This is a genomic window from Streptacidiphilus sp. P02-A3a, from assembly GCF_014084105.1.
In the GTDB taxonomy this organism is placed as follows: Bacteria; Actinomycetota; Actinomycetes; order Streptomycetales; family Streptomycetaceae; genus Streptacidiphilus.
In genome coordinates this window covers 8,561,803-8,577,977 of the sequence record NZ_CP048289.1, presented here as the reverse complement: position 1 = coordinate 8,577,977, position 16,175 = coordinate 8,561,803, and the positions used below count along the sequence as shown (strand labels likewise).

12 protein-coding genes are annotated in these 16,175 nt (G+C 73.5%); 7 read left to right on the top strand and 5 right to left on the bottom strand.

The genetic code is table 11. From position 1 onward, the window contains the following. Window positions 1-4: 4 nt before the first annotated feature. Both ccsB and GXP74_RS36295 read left to right on the top strand, forming a co-directional pair. On the top strand, window positions 5-1,171 hold the full coding sequence (gene ccsB, locus GXP74_RS36300) for a c-type cytochrome biogenesis protein CcsB (protein ID WP_225448437.1): 1,167 nt from the start codon (window positions 5-7) through the stop codon (window positions 1,169-1,171). Window positions 1,172-1,361: 190 nt separating this feature from the next. Beyond that, window positions 1,362-4,802: a sacsin N-terminal ATP-binding-like domain-containing protein gene (locus tag GXP74_RS36295; RefSeq protein ID WP_182455459.1), complete on the top strand. Its 3,441-nt coding sequence runs from the start codon at window positions 1,362-1,364 to the stop codon at window positions 4,800-4,802. A gap of 267 nt (window positions 4,803-5,069) precedes the next feature. On the opposite strand, the gene GXP74_RS36290 is transcribed toward GXP74_RS36295, so the two are convergent. Both GXP74_RS36290 and GXP74_RS36285 read right to left on the bottom strand, forming a co-directional pair. Continuing rightward, window positions 5,070-7,466, bottom strand: a complete 2,397-nt coding sequence (locus GXP74_RS36290; RefSeq protein WP_182455458.1) for an HAD-IC family P-type ATPase — start codon at window positions 7,464-7,466, stop codon at window positions 5,070-5,072. Window positions 7,467-7,592: 126 nt separating this feature from the next. Beyond that, a complete protein-coding gene (locus GXP74_RS36285; RefSeq protein ID WP_182456883.1) occupies window positions 7,593-7,841 on the bottom strand; it encodes a DUF2530 domain-containing protein in 249 nt (82 codons plus the stop codon). Window positions 7,842-8,109: 268 nt separating this feature from the next. On the opposite strand from GXP74_RS36285, the gene GXP74_RS36280 reads away from it, so the two are divergent. The 3 genes from GXP74_RS36280 (at window position 8,110) to GXP74_RS36270 (ending at window position 11,686) form a co-directional block, all read left to right on the top strand. Next, on the top strand, window positions 8,110-9,567 hold the full coding sequence (locus tag GXP74_RS36280) for an NCS2 family permease (RefSeq protein ID WP_182455457.1): 1,458 nt from the start codon (window positions 8,110-8,112) through the stop codon (window positions 9,565-9,567). Window positions 9,568-9,714: 147 nt separating this feature from the next. Continuing rightward, window positions 9,715-10,149: a MarR family winged helix-turn-helix transcriptional regulator gene (locus tag GXP74_RS36275; protein WP_182455456.1), complete on the top strand. Its 435-nt coding sequence runs from the start codon at window positions 9,715-9,717 to the stop codon at window positions 10,147-10,149. A 40-nt stretch (window positions 10,150-10,189) separates the two neighbouring features. After that, window positions 10,190-11,686, top strand: a complete 1,497-nt coding sequence (locus GXP74_RS36270) for an MFS transporter (protein ID WP_370468581.1) — start codon at window positions 10,190-10,192, stop codon at window positions 11,684-11,686. 105 nt (window positions 11,687-11,791) lie between these two features. Here GXP74_RS36270 and GXP74_RS36265 read toward each other — a convergent pair whose 3' ends face one another. Next, window positions 11,792-12,313: a GNAT family N-acetyltransferase gene (locus GXP74_RS36265; protein ID WP_182455455.1), complete on the bottom strand. Its 522-nt coding sequence runs from the start codon at window positions 12,311-12,313 to the stop codon at window positions 11,792-11,794. 59 nt (window positions 12,314-12,372) lie between these two features. Between GXP74_RS36265 and thpR the strand changes: the two genes are divergently transcribed. Continuing rightward, complete coding sequence (thpR, locus tag GXP74_RS36260) at window positions 12,373-12,963, top strand: RNA 2',3'-cyclic phosphodiesterase (protein ID WP_182455454.1); 591 nt, start codon at window positions 12,373-12,375, stop codon at window positions 12,961-12,963. On the opposite strand, the gene GXP74_RS36255 is transcribed toward thpR, so the two are convergent. Continuing rightward, entirely contained in the window at window positions 12,921-14,006 is a 1,086-nt protein-coding gene (locus GXP74_RS36255; RefSeq protein ID WP_182455453.1) for a GlxA family transcriptional regulator, read from the bottom strand. The genes thpR and GXP74_RS36255 overlap by 43 nt on opposite strands. A 102-nt stretch (window positions 14,007-14,108) precedes the next feature. Between GXP74_RS36255 and GXP74_RS36250 the strand changes: the two genes are divergently transcribed. Continuing rightward, window positions 14,109-15,512 carry an MFS transporter gene (locus GXP74_RS36250; protein WP_182455452.1) on the top strand — a complete coding sequence of 468 codons (1,404 nt, stop codon included), beginning with the start codon at window positions 14,109-14,111 and terminating at the stop codon, window positions 15,510-15,512. Here GXP74_RS36250 and GXP74_RS36245 read toward each other — a convergent pair. Further along, window positions 15,502-16,143: a flavin reductase family protein gene (locus GXP74_RS36245; RefSeq protein ID WP_225448434.1), complete on the bottom strand. Its 642-nt coding sequence runs from the start codon at window positions 16,141-16,143 to the stop codon at window positions 15,502-15,504. The genes GXP74_RS36250 and GXP74_RS36245 overlap by 11 nt on opposite strands. Between the last annotated feature and the right edge of the window lie 32 nt (window positions 16,144-16,175).

Here is a 16,175-nt window from a genome sequence, read left to right as displayed (position 1 = left end):
GAGCGTGCAACTCCTCGCAGACGCGGCGACAGACAACAGCTTCGCCCACATCTCCAACGTCCTGATCTACTCCTGCATGGCCGTGTACCTGCTGGCCTTCCTGGCCTACACGGCCGAGTGGACCTTCGGCGGCCGGGGCCGGATCGCCCGCCAGTCGGCCGAGTTGACCGCGCAGCCGGGGGTGACCATGGCCGAGGCCGTGGCCACCGCGCAGGCCTCCGCCGAGAAGGTCAGCGGCACCGCCGCCCCCAAGGTCGCGGTGACCGTCACCGGCGCCGGGGGCCGCACCGCCACGCTGACCCGCACCGTCGCCGCCAAGGCCGGTTCGGTGGACGTGGTCACCCGTGGCGACGCCGAGCCGCCGGTGGACGGCGTGGGCGCGGCCGGCGGCGACGACCGGGCGGACCGGGTCGGCCGGATCGCGGTCGCGATGACCGTCCTCGGCGGGCTGTTGCAGCTCGGCGGCGTGGTCGCCCGGGGCATCTCCGCGCACCGCGCGCCCTGGGGCAACCTCTACGAGTTCACCTGCGCGCTGACCCTGGTCGCGGTGCTGGTCTTCCTCGGCCTGCTGTTCTCCGGCAAGGACGTCCGCTGGCTCGGCCTGCTGCTCACCACCGGCGTGCTGCTGGGCCTCGGCCTGGCCACCACCGTCCTGTACACGGCCTCGGAGCAGCTGGTCCCGGCGCTGCACTCGTACTGGCTGTGGATCCACGTGTCCGGCGCGATGATCTGCGGCGGGGCGCTGTACGCGGGGGCGATCGTCACGGTGATGTTCCTGTGCAAGGAGCGCTACGAGGCGGCGCTGGCCGAGGGCCGGGCCAAGACCGGGCGCTGGGCCGACATCTGCGAGCGGATGCCCTCCTCGGCGACCCTGGACAAGCTGTCCTACCGGATCAACGCGTTCACCTTCCCGCTGTGGACCTTCACCATCATCGCCGGGGCGATCTGGGCCGAGAGCGCCTGGGGCCACTACTGGCAGTGGGACCCGACCGAGACCTGGGCGTTCATCACCTGGGTCGGCTACGCCTGCTACCTGCACGCCCGCGCCACCGCCGGGTGGAAGGGCCGGAAGGCGGCCTGGCTGGTGCTGATCGCCTTCGGCTGCTTCCTTTTCAACTCCTACGGGGTCAGCATCTTCATCAACGGCGTGCACTCGTACGCGGGTCTGTAACCGCCGCCCGCCCGCCCGGGAAGAGGGGTCGCTCCGCCAACGGAGTGACCCCTCTCGCTGTTGGTTTTCCTTGCGCGGTGCCGCCCCCGGCGGCGGGCGGCGCGGGTTGTCGGTGCGGGAGAGCAGAATGTGACCTCGTACAACCCCGCCGGATGCGGCCGGGGGCACCGACAGCGGGGAGACGACGGTCATGGACGCTCGGATCGTGGGCGAAACGGCGGGTGGCGCGAGCGGGACGGCGGACCCGTTCGGTACGGCCGGGCTGCGCCGCCGGGTACTGCAGGCCTGGTCCGCCTCCCCGGCCCGGTTCCGCGAGGACGCCAACGCCGAGGAGGAGCTGGCCCTCGGCGGCTACCGCGACCGGCTGGTGGTCGAGCTGGCGCAGAACGCCGCCGACGCGGCGGCCCGCGCCGGGGTGCCCGGACGGCTGCGGCTGACCCTGCGCGAGGGACTGCTGGCGGCGGCCAACACCGGCGCCCCGCTGGACGCCGAGGGCGTCGAGTCGCTGTCCACGCTGCGGGCCTCGTCCAAGCGGGAGGCGGCCGGTGACGGCGCGGTCGGCCGGTTCGGCGTCGGCTTCGCCGCGGTACTGGCGGTCTCCGACGAGCCCGCAGTGCTCGGCCTGCCCGGCGGGATCCGCTGGTCGCTGGCCGAGGCGCGGGCGCTGGCCGCCGAACAGGAGCCGCTGGCCGAGGAGTTGCGCCGCCGCGACGGCCACGTGCCGCTGCTGCGGCTGCCGTTCCCGGCCGAGGGCGCGCCGCCGGAGGGCTACGACACGGTGGTGGTGCTGCCGCTGCGCGACGCGGCGGCGGAGGATCTGACCCGGCGGCTGCTCGCCGGGGTCGACGACGCGCTGCTGCTGACCCTCGGCGGGCTGACCGAGGTGGTGGTGGACACCGGCGACCACGTCCGGCGGCTGACCCGGCGGGAACAGCCCTCGGGGCCCGACCTCGACGGCCCCCCGGTGGTGGTCGTCGCCGACGAGTCGGGCGAGCGCCGCTGGCAGGTGGCCTCGGCGGGCGGCGAGTTGGCGCCGGAGCTGCTGCGGGACCGCACGGTCGAGGAACGCCACCGCCCGCACTGGTCGGTGACCTGGGCGGTGATCGCCCCCGCCGCGCGGGCGACCGCCGACGCGGGCGCGGGCACGGGCGGTCCGACCGGTTTCGGCACCATGGACGAGCTGGAGGCGGGCCTCGCCGCCCTCGACGCCGACCCCTTCGGGGCCACCGCGACCGGCGCGGCCGGGATCACCGCCGTCGTGCACGCGCCCACCCCCACCGACGAGCCGCTGGGCGTCCCCGCGCTGCTCATCGCCTCCTTCCCGCTGGACTCCACCCGCCGCCACATCGCCCCGGGACCGCTGACCGACTTCCTGGTCGAGCGGGCCGCCGAGGTGTACGCCGCGCTGCTGCGCGGACGCGGCGCCGACGCGGCCGGGCTGCGGCTGGTGCCCGGCCCGCTGGGCCAGGGCGAGTTGGACGGCCGGCTGCGGCGGGCGATCCTGCGGCTGCTGCCGGACGTCCCCTTCCTGCCCGCCGCCGAGGGCCAGGGCGCGCTGGAGGGCCGGAGCGGGCTGCGCCCCCGGGACGCGGTGCTGCTGGAGGGCGCGGACGCGGAGATCGTCCGGGCCCTGGCGGAGGTCCTGCCGGGGCTGCTGCCCGCCGGTCTGGAGCGCCGCCAGGAGCTGCGCACCCTCGGCGTGCGGCGGCTGGCGCTGGCCGAGACCGTCGACCAGCTCGCCAACCTGGACCGGGAGCCCGCCTGGTGGCGCAACCTCTACGGGGCGCTGCTCGGCGCCGACCGGGACGCCCTGGGCGCGCTGCCGGTCCCGCTCGCCGACGGGCGCAAGGTCACCGGACCGCGCCGGGTACTGGTCCCCAGCGGCGCCGAGGTGTCGGCCGAGGACCTGACCCTGCTCGGGCTGCGGCTGGTCCATCCGGAGGCGGCCCACCCGCTGCTGGAGAAGCTGGGCGCCGGGGTGGCCACCCCGGTCGGGGTGCTGGAGACGCCCGAGCTGCGGGCGGCGGTACTGCGTTCGGTCGACACCGACGACCAGGACGAGGCGGAGGAGATCGCCGAGGCGGTGCTGCGGATCGTCCGCGCCGCCGGGATCGGCCCGAGCGGCGGTGGCGCCGCCGAGGACGCCGCGGCCGACCCGCGCGCCCTGGCCTCCGGCGCCGACGCCTACCCCTGGCTGGCCTGGCTGGCGCTGCCGGACGAGGACGGCGAGCTGGTCGCCGCCGGTGAACTGGTGCTCCCTGGCAGCCCGCTGGCCGCCATCGCGGACGAGGACGACGCGGTCTACCTGGACGAGGAGTGGGCCGAGCGCTGGGGCGCGGACGTGCTCCGGGCGGTCGGCGTCGGCTACAGCCTGGGCCTGGTCCGCGCCGAGGAGGTGGTACTCGACCCGGACGACCTGGACCGGCTCGACCCCACCAGCCCGCCCGACCGCGCGGCCGGGGGCGAGGCCAGGGGCATGCTCGACGAGGCGCCCGAGGGCTTCGCCGACTGGGCCGAGGAGGTCGCCGAGCAGCTGCGGCCCGATCCGGACGCGGCGGGTCCCGGTGTGCCGGAGGTCCCGCCGGTGGCCGCCGAGCTGCTGGCGGTCCGCGACCTGGACCTGGTCGGCGACGACGCCTGGCCGCAGGCCCTGGCACTGCTCGCGGCCCCGCCGCTGCGGGACGCGGTGGTGCATCCGGTCCGGCTGCTGCTGCCGGACGGCAGCACCGCCGAGGTCCCCTCGTACACCGCCTGGTGGCTGCGCGACCATCCGGTGCTGGACGGCCGCCGACCGGCCGGGCTGCGCGCCGCCGGGGCCGATCCGCTGCTGCGCGGCCTCTACCCGGAGGCCAGGACGGCGCTGGACCCGGTGTTCCTGCACGCGCTCGGGGTGCGCACCACGCTCGCCTCGCTGCTGGCCGACACCGAGGGCCCGGACGAGCTGCTGTACCGGATGGGCGACCCGGACTGCGAATTGACGCATCGTCAACTTCATGGGCTGTACAGCGCGCTGGCCCAGGTCGAGTTGGCCCGGATCGCCCTGCCGGAGGAGGTCAGGGCGCTGCCGCCGATGGATCCGCGGACCCGCCGCCGCCCCGCGCACACGGTGGTGGTGGATGTCGCCGACGCGGTCGTCGCCGACGCGCCCGACCTGGTGCAGTTGCTGGACGACTACCCGCTGATCACCGTCGCCCCGGCGCTCGCCGCCGCCCTCGCCGAGCGCCTGCATGTCTCGCTGGCCAGCGAGGTCGCGGGCGGCCGGGTGCTCAGCGAGGGCGCCGTGCACCGCGTCCCCGAGGCCGTCCGGGAGCTGCTGCCGGGCTGCCCCGAGGTCTACGAGGAGCACGAGGAACTGCTGGTGGTCGGCCCGGACGGGGCGGACGCGGCGGTGGACTGGCGCTGGGACATCGACAGCCCGGCCCCCGAGGCCGAGGCGGAGGACGAGTCGGAACCGGACGAGTTCGCCTCCGCCGTCCCCTACGGCGCGCTGCACGCGGCCACGCCGGAGGGCCTGGCCGCCGGACTGGCCTGGGCGGCCGGTCAGTGGCACCGCCGGTTCGAGGTACTGGCGGTGCTCTCCGACCCCGACCGTGCCTACGAGCTCAGCGCGGCACGGGACTTCGAACGCTGAGCGGATCAGCGGAGCGGCCGTCCTCCCTGGGTGCATCCGGTTGGATGCACCCAGGTCGCGGGGTTGCCCCTCGAACTCGCCGGCCCGCACACCGGCGACGAACGCGGCCCACCCACCCGGGGTGAAGAACCGTGCGGGGCGGGAGAGGAGGCTCGAAGACGGCCGGCACGTTCAATCTGGCCGCACCTGGCCGGGTGGATTCGGGACCGCGCGTGAGCCGGTAGCGCCTGCGGCCGGTCGGCCCTCCGCCGGTCAGCCCTCCGCCGGTCAGCCCTCCGCCGGTCGGCGGGGGGCCGCGGCCGGGGTGTCCGGGTGGTGCCGCAGGTAGCTCCAGACGAGCTCCAGCAGCAGGCCGCCGACCACGGCCACGGCCACCGCGGTCCAGGGGTCGCGCCAGCCCTCCAGGCTGAGTTGGAAGAAGCGTTTCAGCCACGGCACCACCAGCACCAGGGCGAAGCAGCCGCCCATCGCCAGCACCAGCAGCACCCGCCACCAGGTGTACGGGCGGGCGATGATCGCCAGCGCCCAGAGCGCGACCAGGAACAACGTCAGCGTGGTCACGCTGGTGTCCGGGACCTGCGCGGTGGCGTGGTCGGCGCGGGCCAGCAGGTAGGTGGTGAAGGCGGCGCTGCCCGCGATCACCCCGGCCGGGACGGCGAACCGCAGTACCCGGCGGACGAAGCCGGTGCGGGCCCGCTCGTTGTTGGGTGCCAGGGCCAGGAAGAACGCCGGGATGCCGATGGTGAGCCCGCTGAGCACGGTGGAGTGGCGCGGCAGGAACGGGTACGGCACCCGGGTGATGATCACCAGCAGTGCCAGCAGTACCGAGTAGACCGTCTTCACCAGGAAGAGGTTGGCCACCCGCTCGATGTTGCCGATCACCCGGCGGCCCTCGGCGACCACCAGCGGCAGCGTCGAGAAGCTGTTGTCCAGCAGCACGATCTGCGCGACCGCCCGGGTCGCCTCGCTGCCCGCGCCCATGGCCACGCCGATGTCGGCGTCCTTCAGCGCGAGCACGTCGTTGACGCCGTCGCCGGTCATCGCCACGTGGTGGCCCCGGGACTGGAGCCCCCGCACCAGGTCCCGCTTCTGCTGCGGGGTCACCCGGCCGAACACCGAGTGCCGCTCGACCACCTCGGCCAGTGCCTCGCGGTCATCGGGCAGGGTGCGGGCGTCGATCGGGTCGTCCGCGCCGGGCAGGCCGAGCGAACCGGCGACCGCGCCGACCGAGACCGCGTTGTCGCCGGAGATGACCTTGGCGGAGACCCGCTGCTGCTCGAAGTAGCGCAGGGTGCGGGCGGCGTCCGGGCGCAGCCGCTGCCGCAGCACCAGCAGCGCCTGCGGTTCCAGGCCGACCGCCGGGTCGGCGTCGTCCAGCGGGGTGGCGGTGCGGCCGAGCAGCAGCACCCGCAGGCCCTGTGCGCCCAGCTCGTCCACCTCGACCAGCGCCGGATCGCCGGACGGCAGCAGCACGTCCGGCGCGCCGAGCAGCCAGCTGGCGGTCTCGCCGTCCGGGCCGCGCAGCGACGCGCCGGACCACTTGCGCGCCGAGGAGAACTGCGCCGCCTGTAGCAGCTCCCAGCCCGACTGGGCCGGGTAGGCGTCGATGATCGCCTGGAGGCTGGCGTTGGGGCGCGGGTCGGCGCTGCCGAGGCGGCCCAGCACCTGCTCCACCCGGGCCCGGGCCGCGTCGCCGTCCGGCCGGTCGGGGTCCTTGAGCATCCGCAGCTCGGCCACGTCCATGCCGCCCTCGGTGAGCGTCCCGGTCTTGTCCAGGCAGACGGTGTCCACCCGGGCCAGCCCCTCGATCGCGGGCAGCTCCTGGACCAGGCACTGACGGCGGCCCAGCCGGATCACCCCGATGGCGAAGGCGACCGAGGTCAGCAGCACCAGCCCCTCCGGGACCATCGGGACGATCCCGGCGACCATCCGGCGGACCGCCTCGGCGACGTCGCTGCGCTCGACGTACAGCTGGCTGAGGATCAGGCCGAGCGCGGTCGGCAGCAGCATCCAGGTGATGTAGCGCAGGATCGTGTCGATGCCGGTGCGCAGCTCGGAGGAGACCAGGGTGAACCGGCTGGCCTCCTCGGCCAGCTGCGCGGCGTACGCCTCGCGGCCGACCCGGGTGGTGGTGAACGCGCCGGATCCGGCGACCACGAAGCTGCCGGACATCACCGGGTCGCCGGGACGCTTGTGCACCGGGTCGGCCTCGCCGGTCAGCAGCGACTCGTCGATCTCCAGCCCGTCGGCCTCGGCGACCTCGCCGTCCACGGTGACCTTGTCGCCGGAGCCGAGCTCGACCAGGTCGCCGAGGACGATCTCGCCGTTGGTCAGCTCCACGGTGCGGCCCTCGCGGCGGACCCGGGGCCGGGACTCGCCGACCACGGCGAGGCTGTCCAGGGTGTGCTTGGCGCGCAGCTCCTGGAAGATCCCGATGCCGGTGTTGGCGATGATGACGAAGCCGAACAGGCCGTCCTGCGGCGGGCCGACCACCACGATCACCGCGAACAGGCAGCCGATGATCGCGTTGAACCGGGTCAGCACGTTGCTGCGGACGATCTCGGCCGCGGAGCGGCTGGAGCGCACCGGTACGTCGTTGACCTCGCCGCGCGTGACGCGTTCGGCGACCTCGGTGGAGCTGAGGCCCGGCAGGGGTGCGGTCATGCTGCCGACCCTAGGCGCGCCGGTGCCGCTCCGCCCCCGGGCGTAGGCCGACCGGCAACCGCCGTCCGGGCGCGGCGGCCGGTCCGGTCAGGCGGTCCGGTCGGGCGGTCCGGTTCGGCGGTCCGGTCAGGCGGTCGGCTCGGCGCCCGGCTCCGGGCCGGTCTCGGCCGCCGCCCGGGAGCGGGCGATGGCGGCGCGCCGGGCGCGGCAGTACCAGACGCCGATCAGGCCGAGGCCGAACCCGGCGAGGCAGGTCCACAGCCAGTCGGTGTGGCCGTGCCGGGACAGCCAGCCGTGGAACGGGAGCAGGACCACGAAGCCGACCAGCCAGAGCACCGTGCCGCCGGTGACGATGGCCACGTCGTTGGCCTCCATGGGAGGCGCGGAGGGGAGCTTGGCCGTCTTCAGGGGAACCTTCACGGACACAGGGTACGGGGGCGTTGACCGGCGCGGGGAGGCTCACCCATATGGAGGAACGTCCAGTCTACGCGCGCAGATGGCCCGACTCGTTTATAGGATTCATACTGACGATTCCGGATGGAGCGGCGCGTCTTCTTGACTGTCCCTGTACTGACAAGTTCGCCGCCCATCAATTCGAGGTCCACCCCCCACGGGCCCCCACCCCGCTAAGGAACAGTGCGCAATGTCATCCGTGGCCGCCGCCCAGGCGCAGTCGCCCGATTCGGGGCCGACCCCGCCCCGTAACGCCGTCGACCGCTACTTCAAGATCTCCGAGCGCGGTTCCTCCGTGGTCCGGGAGATCCGGGGTGGCGCGGCCACCTTCTTCACGATGGCCTACATCATCGTGCTGAACCCGATCATCCTGTCCTCGGGCGTGGACAAGTACGGCCACCACCTGAACAGCGGGCAGCTGGTCACCGCGACCGTGCTCACCGCCGCGCTGACCACGCTGCTGATGGGCGTCATCGGCAACGTGCCGCTGGCGCTGGCCGCCGGGCTCGGCACCAACAGCATCGTCTCGCTCCAGCTGGCGCCCAAGATGACCTGGCCGGACGCGATGGGCATGGTGGTCCTGGCCGGTCTGGCGATCATGCTGCTGGTCGCCACCGGGCTGCGCGAGCGGGTCATGAACGCGGTCCCGCTCGGGCTGCGGAAGGCGATCGCCATCGGCATCGGCCTGTTCATCTGCCTGATCGGCTTCGTCGACGGCGGCTTCGTCACCCGGATCCCGGACGCGGCGCAGACCACCGTCCCGCTCCAGCTCGGCGGCAACGGCCACCTGGACGGCTGGCCGGTGCTGATGTTCGTGCTCTGCGCGCTGCTGACGCTGATCCTGGTGGTCCGCAAGGTCCCCGGGGCGATCCTGATCAGCATCGTGGTGACCACCGTCGTCGCGGTCGTGGTCGACAAGGTCGCCACGATCTCGCCCTCGGAGTGGGGCCTGACCGTCCCGGTGGTGCCGCACAGCCTGGTCTCCACGCCGGACTTCGGGCTGCTCGGCAAGGTCAGCCTGTTCGGCGGGTTCCACCAGGTGGGCCTGCTCACCGGGATCCTGTTCGTCTTCACCGTGCTGCTGTCCTGCTTCTTCGACGCGATGGGCACCATCCTCGGCGTCAGCGACGAGGCCCACCTGCTGGACTCCGAGGGCAACCTGCCCGGCATGAGCAAGGTGCTGATGATCGACGGTGTGGCCACCGCCCTCGGCGGGGTCACCTCCAGCTCGGCCAACACCTGCTTCGTGGAGTCCACCTCCGGCGTCGGCGAGGGTGCGCGGACCGGTCTGGCCAGCGTCGTCACCGGGCTGTTCTTCGTGGTGTCGCTGTTCCTGACCCCGCTGGCGACCATGGTGCCGACCCAGGCGGCCACCCCGGCGCTGGTCGTGGTCGGCTTCCTGATCCTGTCCAACGGCATCCGGGACATCGACTGGTCGGACTTCACCATCGCCATCCCGGCCTTCCTGACCATGGTGATCATGCCGTTCACCTACAGCATCACCAACGGCATCGGCATCGGCTTCCTGGTCTTCTGCGTGCTGAAGATCGCCACCGGCCGCTGGCGCGAGGTCCCGGTCGCGCTCTACGTCGTCGGCGCGGTCTTCGCCTTCTACTACCTGATGCCCGCCCTGGGGCTGGCCAAGTAGCGGCACCCGGCAGCAGCGGTCCCGCCCCCGGACGTCCGGGGGCGGGACCGTTCGCGTTCCCGGCGCAGCGCTGGGGCTGGTGTGGCTTTGGACACGTGGGCGTTCCACGGCGTTCATTAGTCTAGGTAATGAGCTAAGCTAAGGACTATGCCAGACCTCTCCGAGAGCGACGCGGCTGCCGTCAGCACGCTCCGCTCCGCCGTGATGCGACTCTCCCGCCGCCTGCGCAACCAGCGCGTCGAGGAGTCGCTGACACCTACCGAGATGCAGGTCATGGCGACGCTGGCGCGCTGCGGCAGCGCCACGCCGGGGGAACTCGCGCGCAAGGAACACGTCCAGCCGCCGTCGATGACCAGGATCATCGCGATGCTGGAGGAGAAGGGCCTGGTGCGGCGCGAACCGCACCCCGACGACCGGCGGCAGGTCGTCGTCAGCAGTACCGAGCAGGCCGAGAGCATCATCGAGCAGAGCCGGGCCAAGCGCGACGCCTGGCTGGCCGATCTCGCCACCGGCCTCACGCCGGAGGAGTGGGCGGTCCTGCGGGCCGCCGCGCCGGTGCTGGAGCGCCTCGCACAACTCTGATCCACCGCTACACACCAGGGGAACCAAGCTATTGCCATCGCTGACCGGAGCCACCACAGAGCCCATACGTCCTACCAACCCCAGCAGCCCCCTCAGCACCAGCGGCCTCGCCTCCGAGGCCGACACCGCTGACGCGCCACTCGCTTCGCCGCTCGTCGTCCCCGCCGACGACGACCCCGACGAACGCACCGCGCCGACCCCGGCCGACCGGCCGTCGGCGCTCCGGAACACCGCCGCCCAGCCGGTCGAGGACCGGCCCGCCAAGGGCAAGCGCGGCGGAATGTTCTCCGCACTGAGCAACCGCAACTACCGCTACTTCTTCCTCGGCCAGGTGGTCTCCAACTCCGGGACCTGGATCCAGCGCGTCGCCCAGGACTGGCTGGTCCTCAGCCTCACCGGCAGCGCCTTCGCGGTCGGTATCACCACCGCCATGCAGTTCCTGCCGATGCTGCTGTTCGGCCTCTACGGCGGGGTGCTGTCGGATCGCTTCCCCAAGCGGAAGCTGCTGGTCGCCACCCAGGGCGCGATGGGCGTGCTCGCCGCCGTGCTCGCGGTGCTGACGCTGACCGGCGTGGTCCAGGTCTGGCACATCTACCTGCTGGCGTTCCTGCTCGGCATGGTCACGGTGGTGGACAACCCGACCCGGCAGACCTTCGTGGCGGAGATGGTCGGCAAGAAGGACCTCGGCAACGCGGTCAGCCTGAACGCGGCCAACTTCCAGACCGCGCGGCTGATCGGCCCGGCCGTCGCCGGTGGCCTGATGGCCGCCTTCGGGACCGGCTGGGCCTTCGCGATCAACGCGGCCTCCTTCGCGGCGGTCATCCTCGGGCTGCTCGCCATGCGCGGCTCGGAGCTGCACCCCTACCCGAAGCAGCCCCGGGAGAAGGGGCAGCTGCGGGCCGGACTCCACTACGTCGCCGGGCGCCCCGACCTGATCTGGCCGATCGTCCTGGTCGGCTTCATCGGGACCTTCGGCTTCAACTTCGCGATCATCCTGTCCGCCTTCGCGTACCACGTCTTCCACGTGGGACCGGGCCTGTACGGGCTGCTGAACACCTCGATGGCGGTCGGCTCGCTGGTCGGTGCGCTGCTCGCGGCCCGGCGCGCCAAGCCTCGGCTGCGGCTGCTGGTCGGCGCGGCGCTGGCCTTCGGCGTGCTGGAGACGGTCGCCGGATTCGCGCCGTCCTACTGGCTCTTCGCGGCGCTGCTGACCCTGGTCGGGATGTTCGGGCTGACCCTGAACACGGCGGCGAACTCGCTGATCCAGCTGCGGACCACCCCGGCCATGCGCGGCCGTGTGATGAGCCTGTACATGATGGTGTTCGCGGGCGGGACGCCGCTGGGCGCGCCGCTGGTCGGCTGGATCACCGAGCAGTACGGGCCGCGGGTCGGGCTGTTGATCTGCGGGCTGATCTCGACCCTCGCCGCCGCCGTGATCGGCGTGGTGATCGCCCGGATCGGCAACCTGCGGCTGAGCTTCGACCTGCAACGCGGTCCCGAGCACCAGCTGATCGCGTTCGTGCCCCGGCAGGCCTGACCAGCCCGGTGATCCCGCCCGACCGCCTGCGGGCAGGATCACCGGGCTGGTACGCGACCGGCGCGGCGGTCCGCGCCGCCGGTCCGGGGCCCGCCGGTCCGAGTGCTACCGGTCCAGGCGCTGGGCCAGCAGCATCCCCGGCCAGTCCGGCAGGCCCGCCCGGCGGACGGTGAACGGGCCGACCTCGGCGAAGCCCTGGCTCCGGTAGTAGCCCACCAGCTTCTGGTCGTCGCCCGCGAAGCAGTCCACCCGCAGCAGCGGCAGGCCGCGCCGCCGGGCCTCCGCGCGGGCCTCGTCCAGCAGCGCCGCGCCGACGCCCCGGCCCTCGTGCCGTCGGTCGGTCGCCAGCAGGTTCACGTACAGCTCCGGTTCCCCGGCCGGGGTGACGTAGGCGGCCGCCGTCTCCGAGACGCTCAGCGCCCCCGCCACCTGGCCGTCCAGCTCGGCGACCCGCAGCTCGCCACGCTCCGCCCGGCCGGTGACCCGCTCCGTGAACGCCGGCTGGGTGGACCAGGGCTCGGTGCCCCACTGTCCCGTGCGGCCCTGCGCGACCAGCCACTCCACGGCGCCGTCCAGCAGCGCCAGAACGGCATCGACATCCTCGGGTGTGCCTCTGCGAATATGCATGATCCGTTTCTATCCGGCTCCGGGGTTGGCAGGCACCGGATTTCCGGGAGAATGCGCTGGTGAAACTCTTCGTCGCGATCGTGCCACCACGGTCGGCGCTCCAGGAGCTGGCCGCCGCCGTCCGCCCGCTGCACGCCCTGCCGCAGGCGGCGGCGCTGCGCTGGACCGCGCTGCCGACCTGGCACCTGACCCTCGCCTTCCTCGGCCAGGTCGACGACGGGACGCTGCCCGAGCTGGAGCGCGGGCTGGCGGCGGTCGCGGCCGGGCAGCCGGAGTTCGAGCTGCGGCTGGGCGGCGGCGGCCGGTTCGGCGACCGGGCGCTCTGGGCCGGGGTCGGCGGCGACACCGCCGCGCTCGCCCGGCTGGCCGGGGCGACCACGGAGGCGGTCGGCCGGGTCGGCATCGGGACCGACGACCACCCCTTCACCGGCCACCTCACCCTGGCCCGCAGCAGCGTCCCCCGGGACAGCCGCGACCGCGGCCCCCGGCGTCCCGGGGCGGCCGACCTCGGACCGCTGGCGGACGCCCTCGCGGGCTTTCGCGGTGAACCCTGGCCGACCGGCGCGCTGCGGCTGATGGACAGTCAGAGTATCGGCGCCGGAAGGCACTACGAGACGACCGCCGCCTGGACACTGCCGCCGCGCGGCTGAGCGTCCGCGCCGACCGGGTCAACTACCGCCGTGCGGAAGGTCTTCCGGTAGGAGGAGGGGGCCACCCCGAGTACCTCCTGCAGGTGCTTGCGCATCGAGGCGGCGGTTCCGAAGCCGGTCTCCCGGGCTATCCGATCCACCGTCAGATCGGTTGTCTCCAGCAGATCCCTTGCCCGGTAGACGCGCTGACGGATCATCCACTGCACCGGGCTCAGCCCCGTCTCCTCCCGGAAGCGGCGGGTGAAGGTGCGCACGCTCATCCCCGCGCGCGCCGCCAACTCCTGTAGCGCCAGCGGCTCCGCCAGCCGTTTCAGTGCCCAGGCGCGGGCCGGGGCCGTGCCCTGGTCGCCCGGATCGGGTACCGGCAGCTCGACGTACTGCGCCTGGCCGCCCTCCCGCCAGGGCGGGACGATGCAGTGCCGGGCCGCCCGGTTGGCCACCCGCGCGCCGTGGTCGCGGCGCAGGATGTGCAGGCTCAGATCCACCCCGGCGGCCACCCCGCCCGAGGTCAGCACGTCGCCGTCGTCCGTGAACAGCACGTCCAGGTTCAGCTTGACCTGGGGGAACAGCCGTCGGAACGGCTCGCTGTAGCGCCAGTGCGTGGTCGCCGGGCGCCCGTCCAGCAGCCCGGCCGCGGCCAGTACGAACGCCCCGGTGCAGATGGACACCATTCGGGTGCCCGGCCGGACCAGCGCCAGGGCGGCCGCGACGTCCTCCGGCAGCCGCCCCTGCTGGCAGATCGTGTCGACCACGCGCGAGGCCGGGACGATCACGGTGTCGACCTCGGCCAGCAGTTCCGGTCCGTGGTCCACCTGGACCCGGAAGTCGCTCCCGGTCTGCACCGGCCCGCCGTCCACGGTGCAGGTGCGGACGTCGTACATCGGCTCCTCGTGCATCTCCTGGGTGGAGCCGAAGATCCTTGAGGGCGTGGCGAGTTCGAAGGCCACCACGCCGGGCAGCGCGAGCACCGCGACGCGGTGCGGGCCGCCCTGCGGTCGACTGCCGCGGGCCGGGGACCAGGGGAGGAGCGGGGTCTGGGACATGGACCGAAAGATAGGCCCTGGCATGCCGCGTGGCCCGATCCTTGCGCAATGTGTCCCTCCGGCCAGTCGTCCGGGCCGGGCCGTGGTCGCCAGACTCCCGTCATGACCAGTCAACCCCTGACCAATGACCCCTCCCCGAGCGAACTGCCGGTCACCGGCCGGTCGATACCCGAGGCGGCCGGCCCCCGGTTGCACTACGCCTGGGTCGTCGCCGCCGTCTGCCTGCTGGTACTGGTCGGCGCGGCCGGATTCCGGTCCACGCCCTCGCTGTTGATGGATCCGCTGAACATGCAGTTCGGCTGGTCGTACGGGATCATCTCGCTGGCCGTCTCGATCAACATGGTGCTGAACGGCCTCACCGCGCCCTTCGCGGCGGCGCTGATGGACCGTTTCGGCATCCGCCCGGTGGTCGCCGCCGCGCTCACGGTGATGGCCTGCGGCAGCGGGCTCACCGTGTTCATGACCCAGGCCTGGGAACTGCTGTTGTGCTGGGGCGTGCTGGTCGGCATCGGCAGCGGCGCGATGGCGCTGGCGTTCAGCGCCACGGTCACCAACCGCTGGTTCTTCGCCCGGCGCGGGCTGGTGACCGGCGTGCTCACGGCGGCGAGCGCGGCCGGGAACCTGGTCTTCCTGCCGGTACTGGCCTGGTTGATCAACTCCTACGGCTGGCGCAGCGCCTCGCTGCTGGTCGGCGGCGCGGCCCTGGCGGTGGTCCCGATCGTGCTGCTGCTGCTCCGTGAACGCCCGGCCGACCTGGGCCTGCTGCCGTACGGCGCGACCTCGCGCGAGCAGGTCGAGCAGGACGAACAGAACGCGCGGAAGGCGGTGCGGACCGTGGAGCGCAGCGCCGGACCGCGCGCGCTGCGGGTGCTCCGGCAGGCCGCCGGCACCCGGCCGTTCTGGCTGCTCGCGGGCTCCTTCGCGATCTGCGGGGCGACCACCAACGGCCTGGTGGGCACGCACTTCATTCCGGCCGCCGAGGACCACGGCATGGTGGAGACCACGGCGGCGGGCCTGCTGGCGCTGGTCGGGGTGTTCGACGTGGTCGGCACGGTCTTCTCGGGCTGGCTGACCGACCGGCTGGACTGCCGTCGGCTGCTCGGCACCTACTACCTGCTGCGCGGCGTCTCGCTGCTGTTCCTGCCGGTGCTGTTCGCGCGCACGGTGCACTTCAGCATGCTGATCTTCATCATCTTCTACGGCCTGGACTGGGTGGCCACGGTGCCGCCGACGGTGGCGCTGTGCCGCCAGTGGTTCGGCGCGGACGCGCCCATCGTCTTCGGCTGGGTGCTCTGCGGCCACCAGGTGGGCGCGGCGGTGGTGGCCTTCCTGGCGGGCGTGGTCCGCGACCAGTTGGGCAGCTACAACCTGGCCTGGTACGGCGCGGGCGGGCTCTGTGTGGTCGCCGCGACCTGCGCGCTGATGCTCCGCGCCAGGCCCGGGGACCTTCCGGGCGACGGCCCCGGGGCCGCGCCGGGGAGCGCGCCGCTGGCGGTCACCGGCTGAGCTCGCCGGATCCGCCCCGGTGGAAGCCGCCCCGGTAGAAGAGCAGCGGCCCGGCGTCCGGGCGCTCCACGGCGAGGTCGGCCACCTGGCCGAGCACGATCAGGTGGTCGCCGCCGGTGTGCACGGCGTGGATGGTGCAGTCGATCCAGGCCAGCGCCCCGGCCAGGCGCGGCGCGCCGGTGCCGGGGGCGGGCGTCCAGTCGAGTCCGGCGAACTTGTCCACGCCACCGGCGCCGCTGACCGCGAAGGTACGGCAGACCGCCTCCTGGTCGGCGGCCAGGACGCTGACGCAGAACGCCCCGGCGCGGGCGATCCGGGGCCAGGACGCGGAGCTCCGGGCGACGTTGAAGCTCACCAGCGGCGGCTCCAGCGACAGCGAGGAGAAGGACTGGCAGGCGAAGCCGACCGGTGCGCCCTCCTCGGTGACCGCGCTGACCACGGTGACCCCGGTGCAGAAGTGCCCGAGCACCGAGCGGAGCACCCGGCTGTCGGCCGCCGGGCCGGTCGCGGGCGGCAGCCGTTCGTCCGGCCCGACCGCGCGCAGCGCGGGTCGCGGCGGCCGGCCCGGTTCGGGGGCGGCGGTCGCGCGCAGGTAGCGGATGGCGGCCAGCGCCATGCCTTCGTGGCCCATCGGGTCGCCTCGCAGCCTGGTCGGGGTTCGGG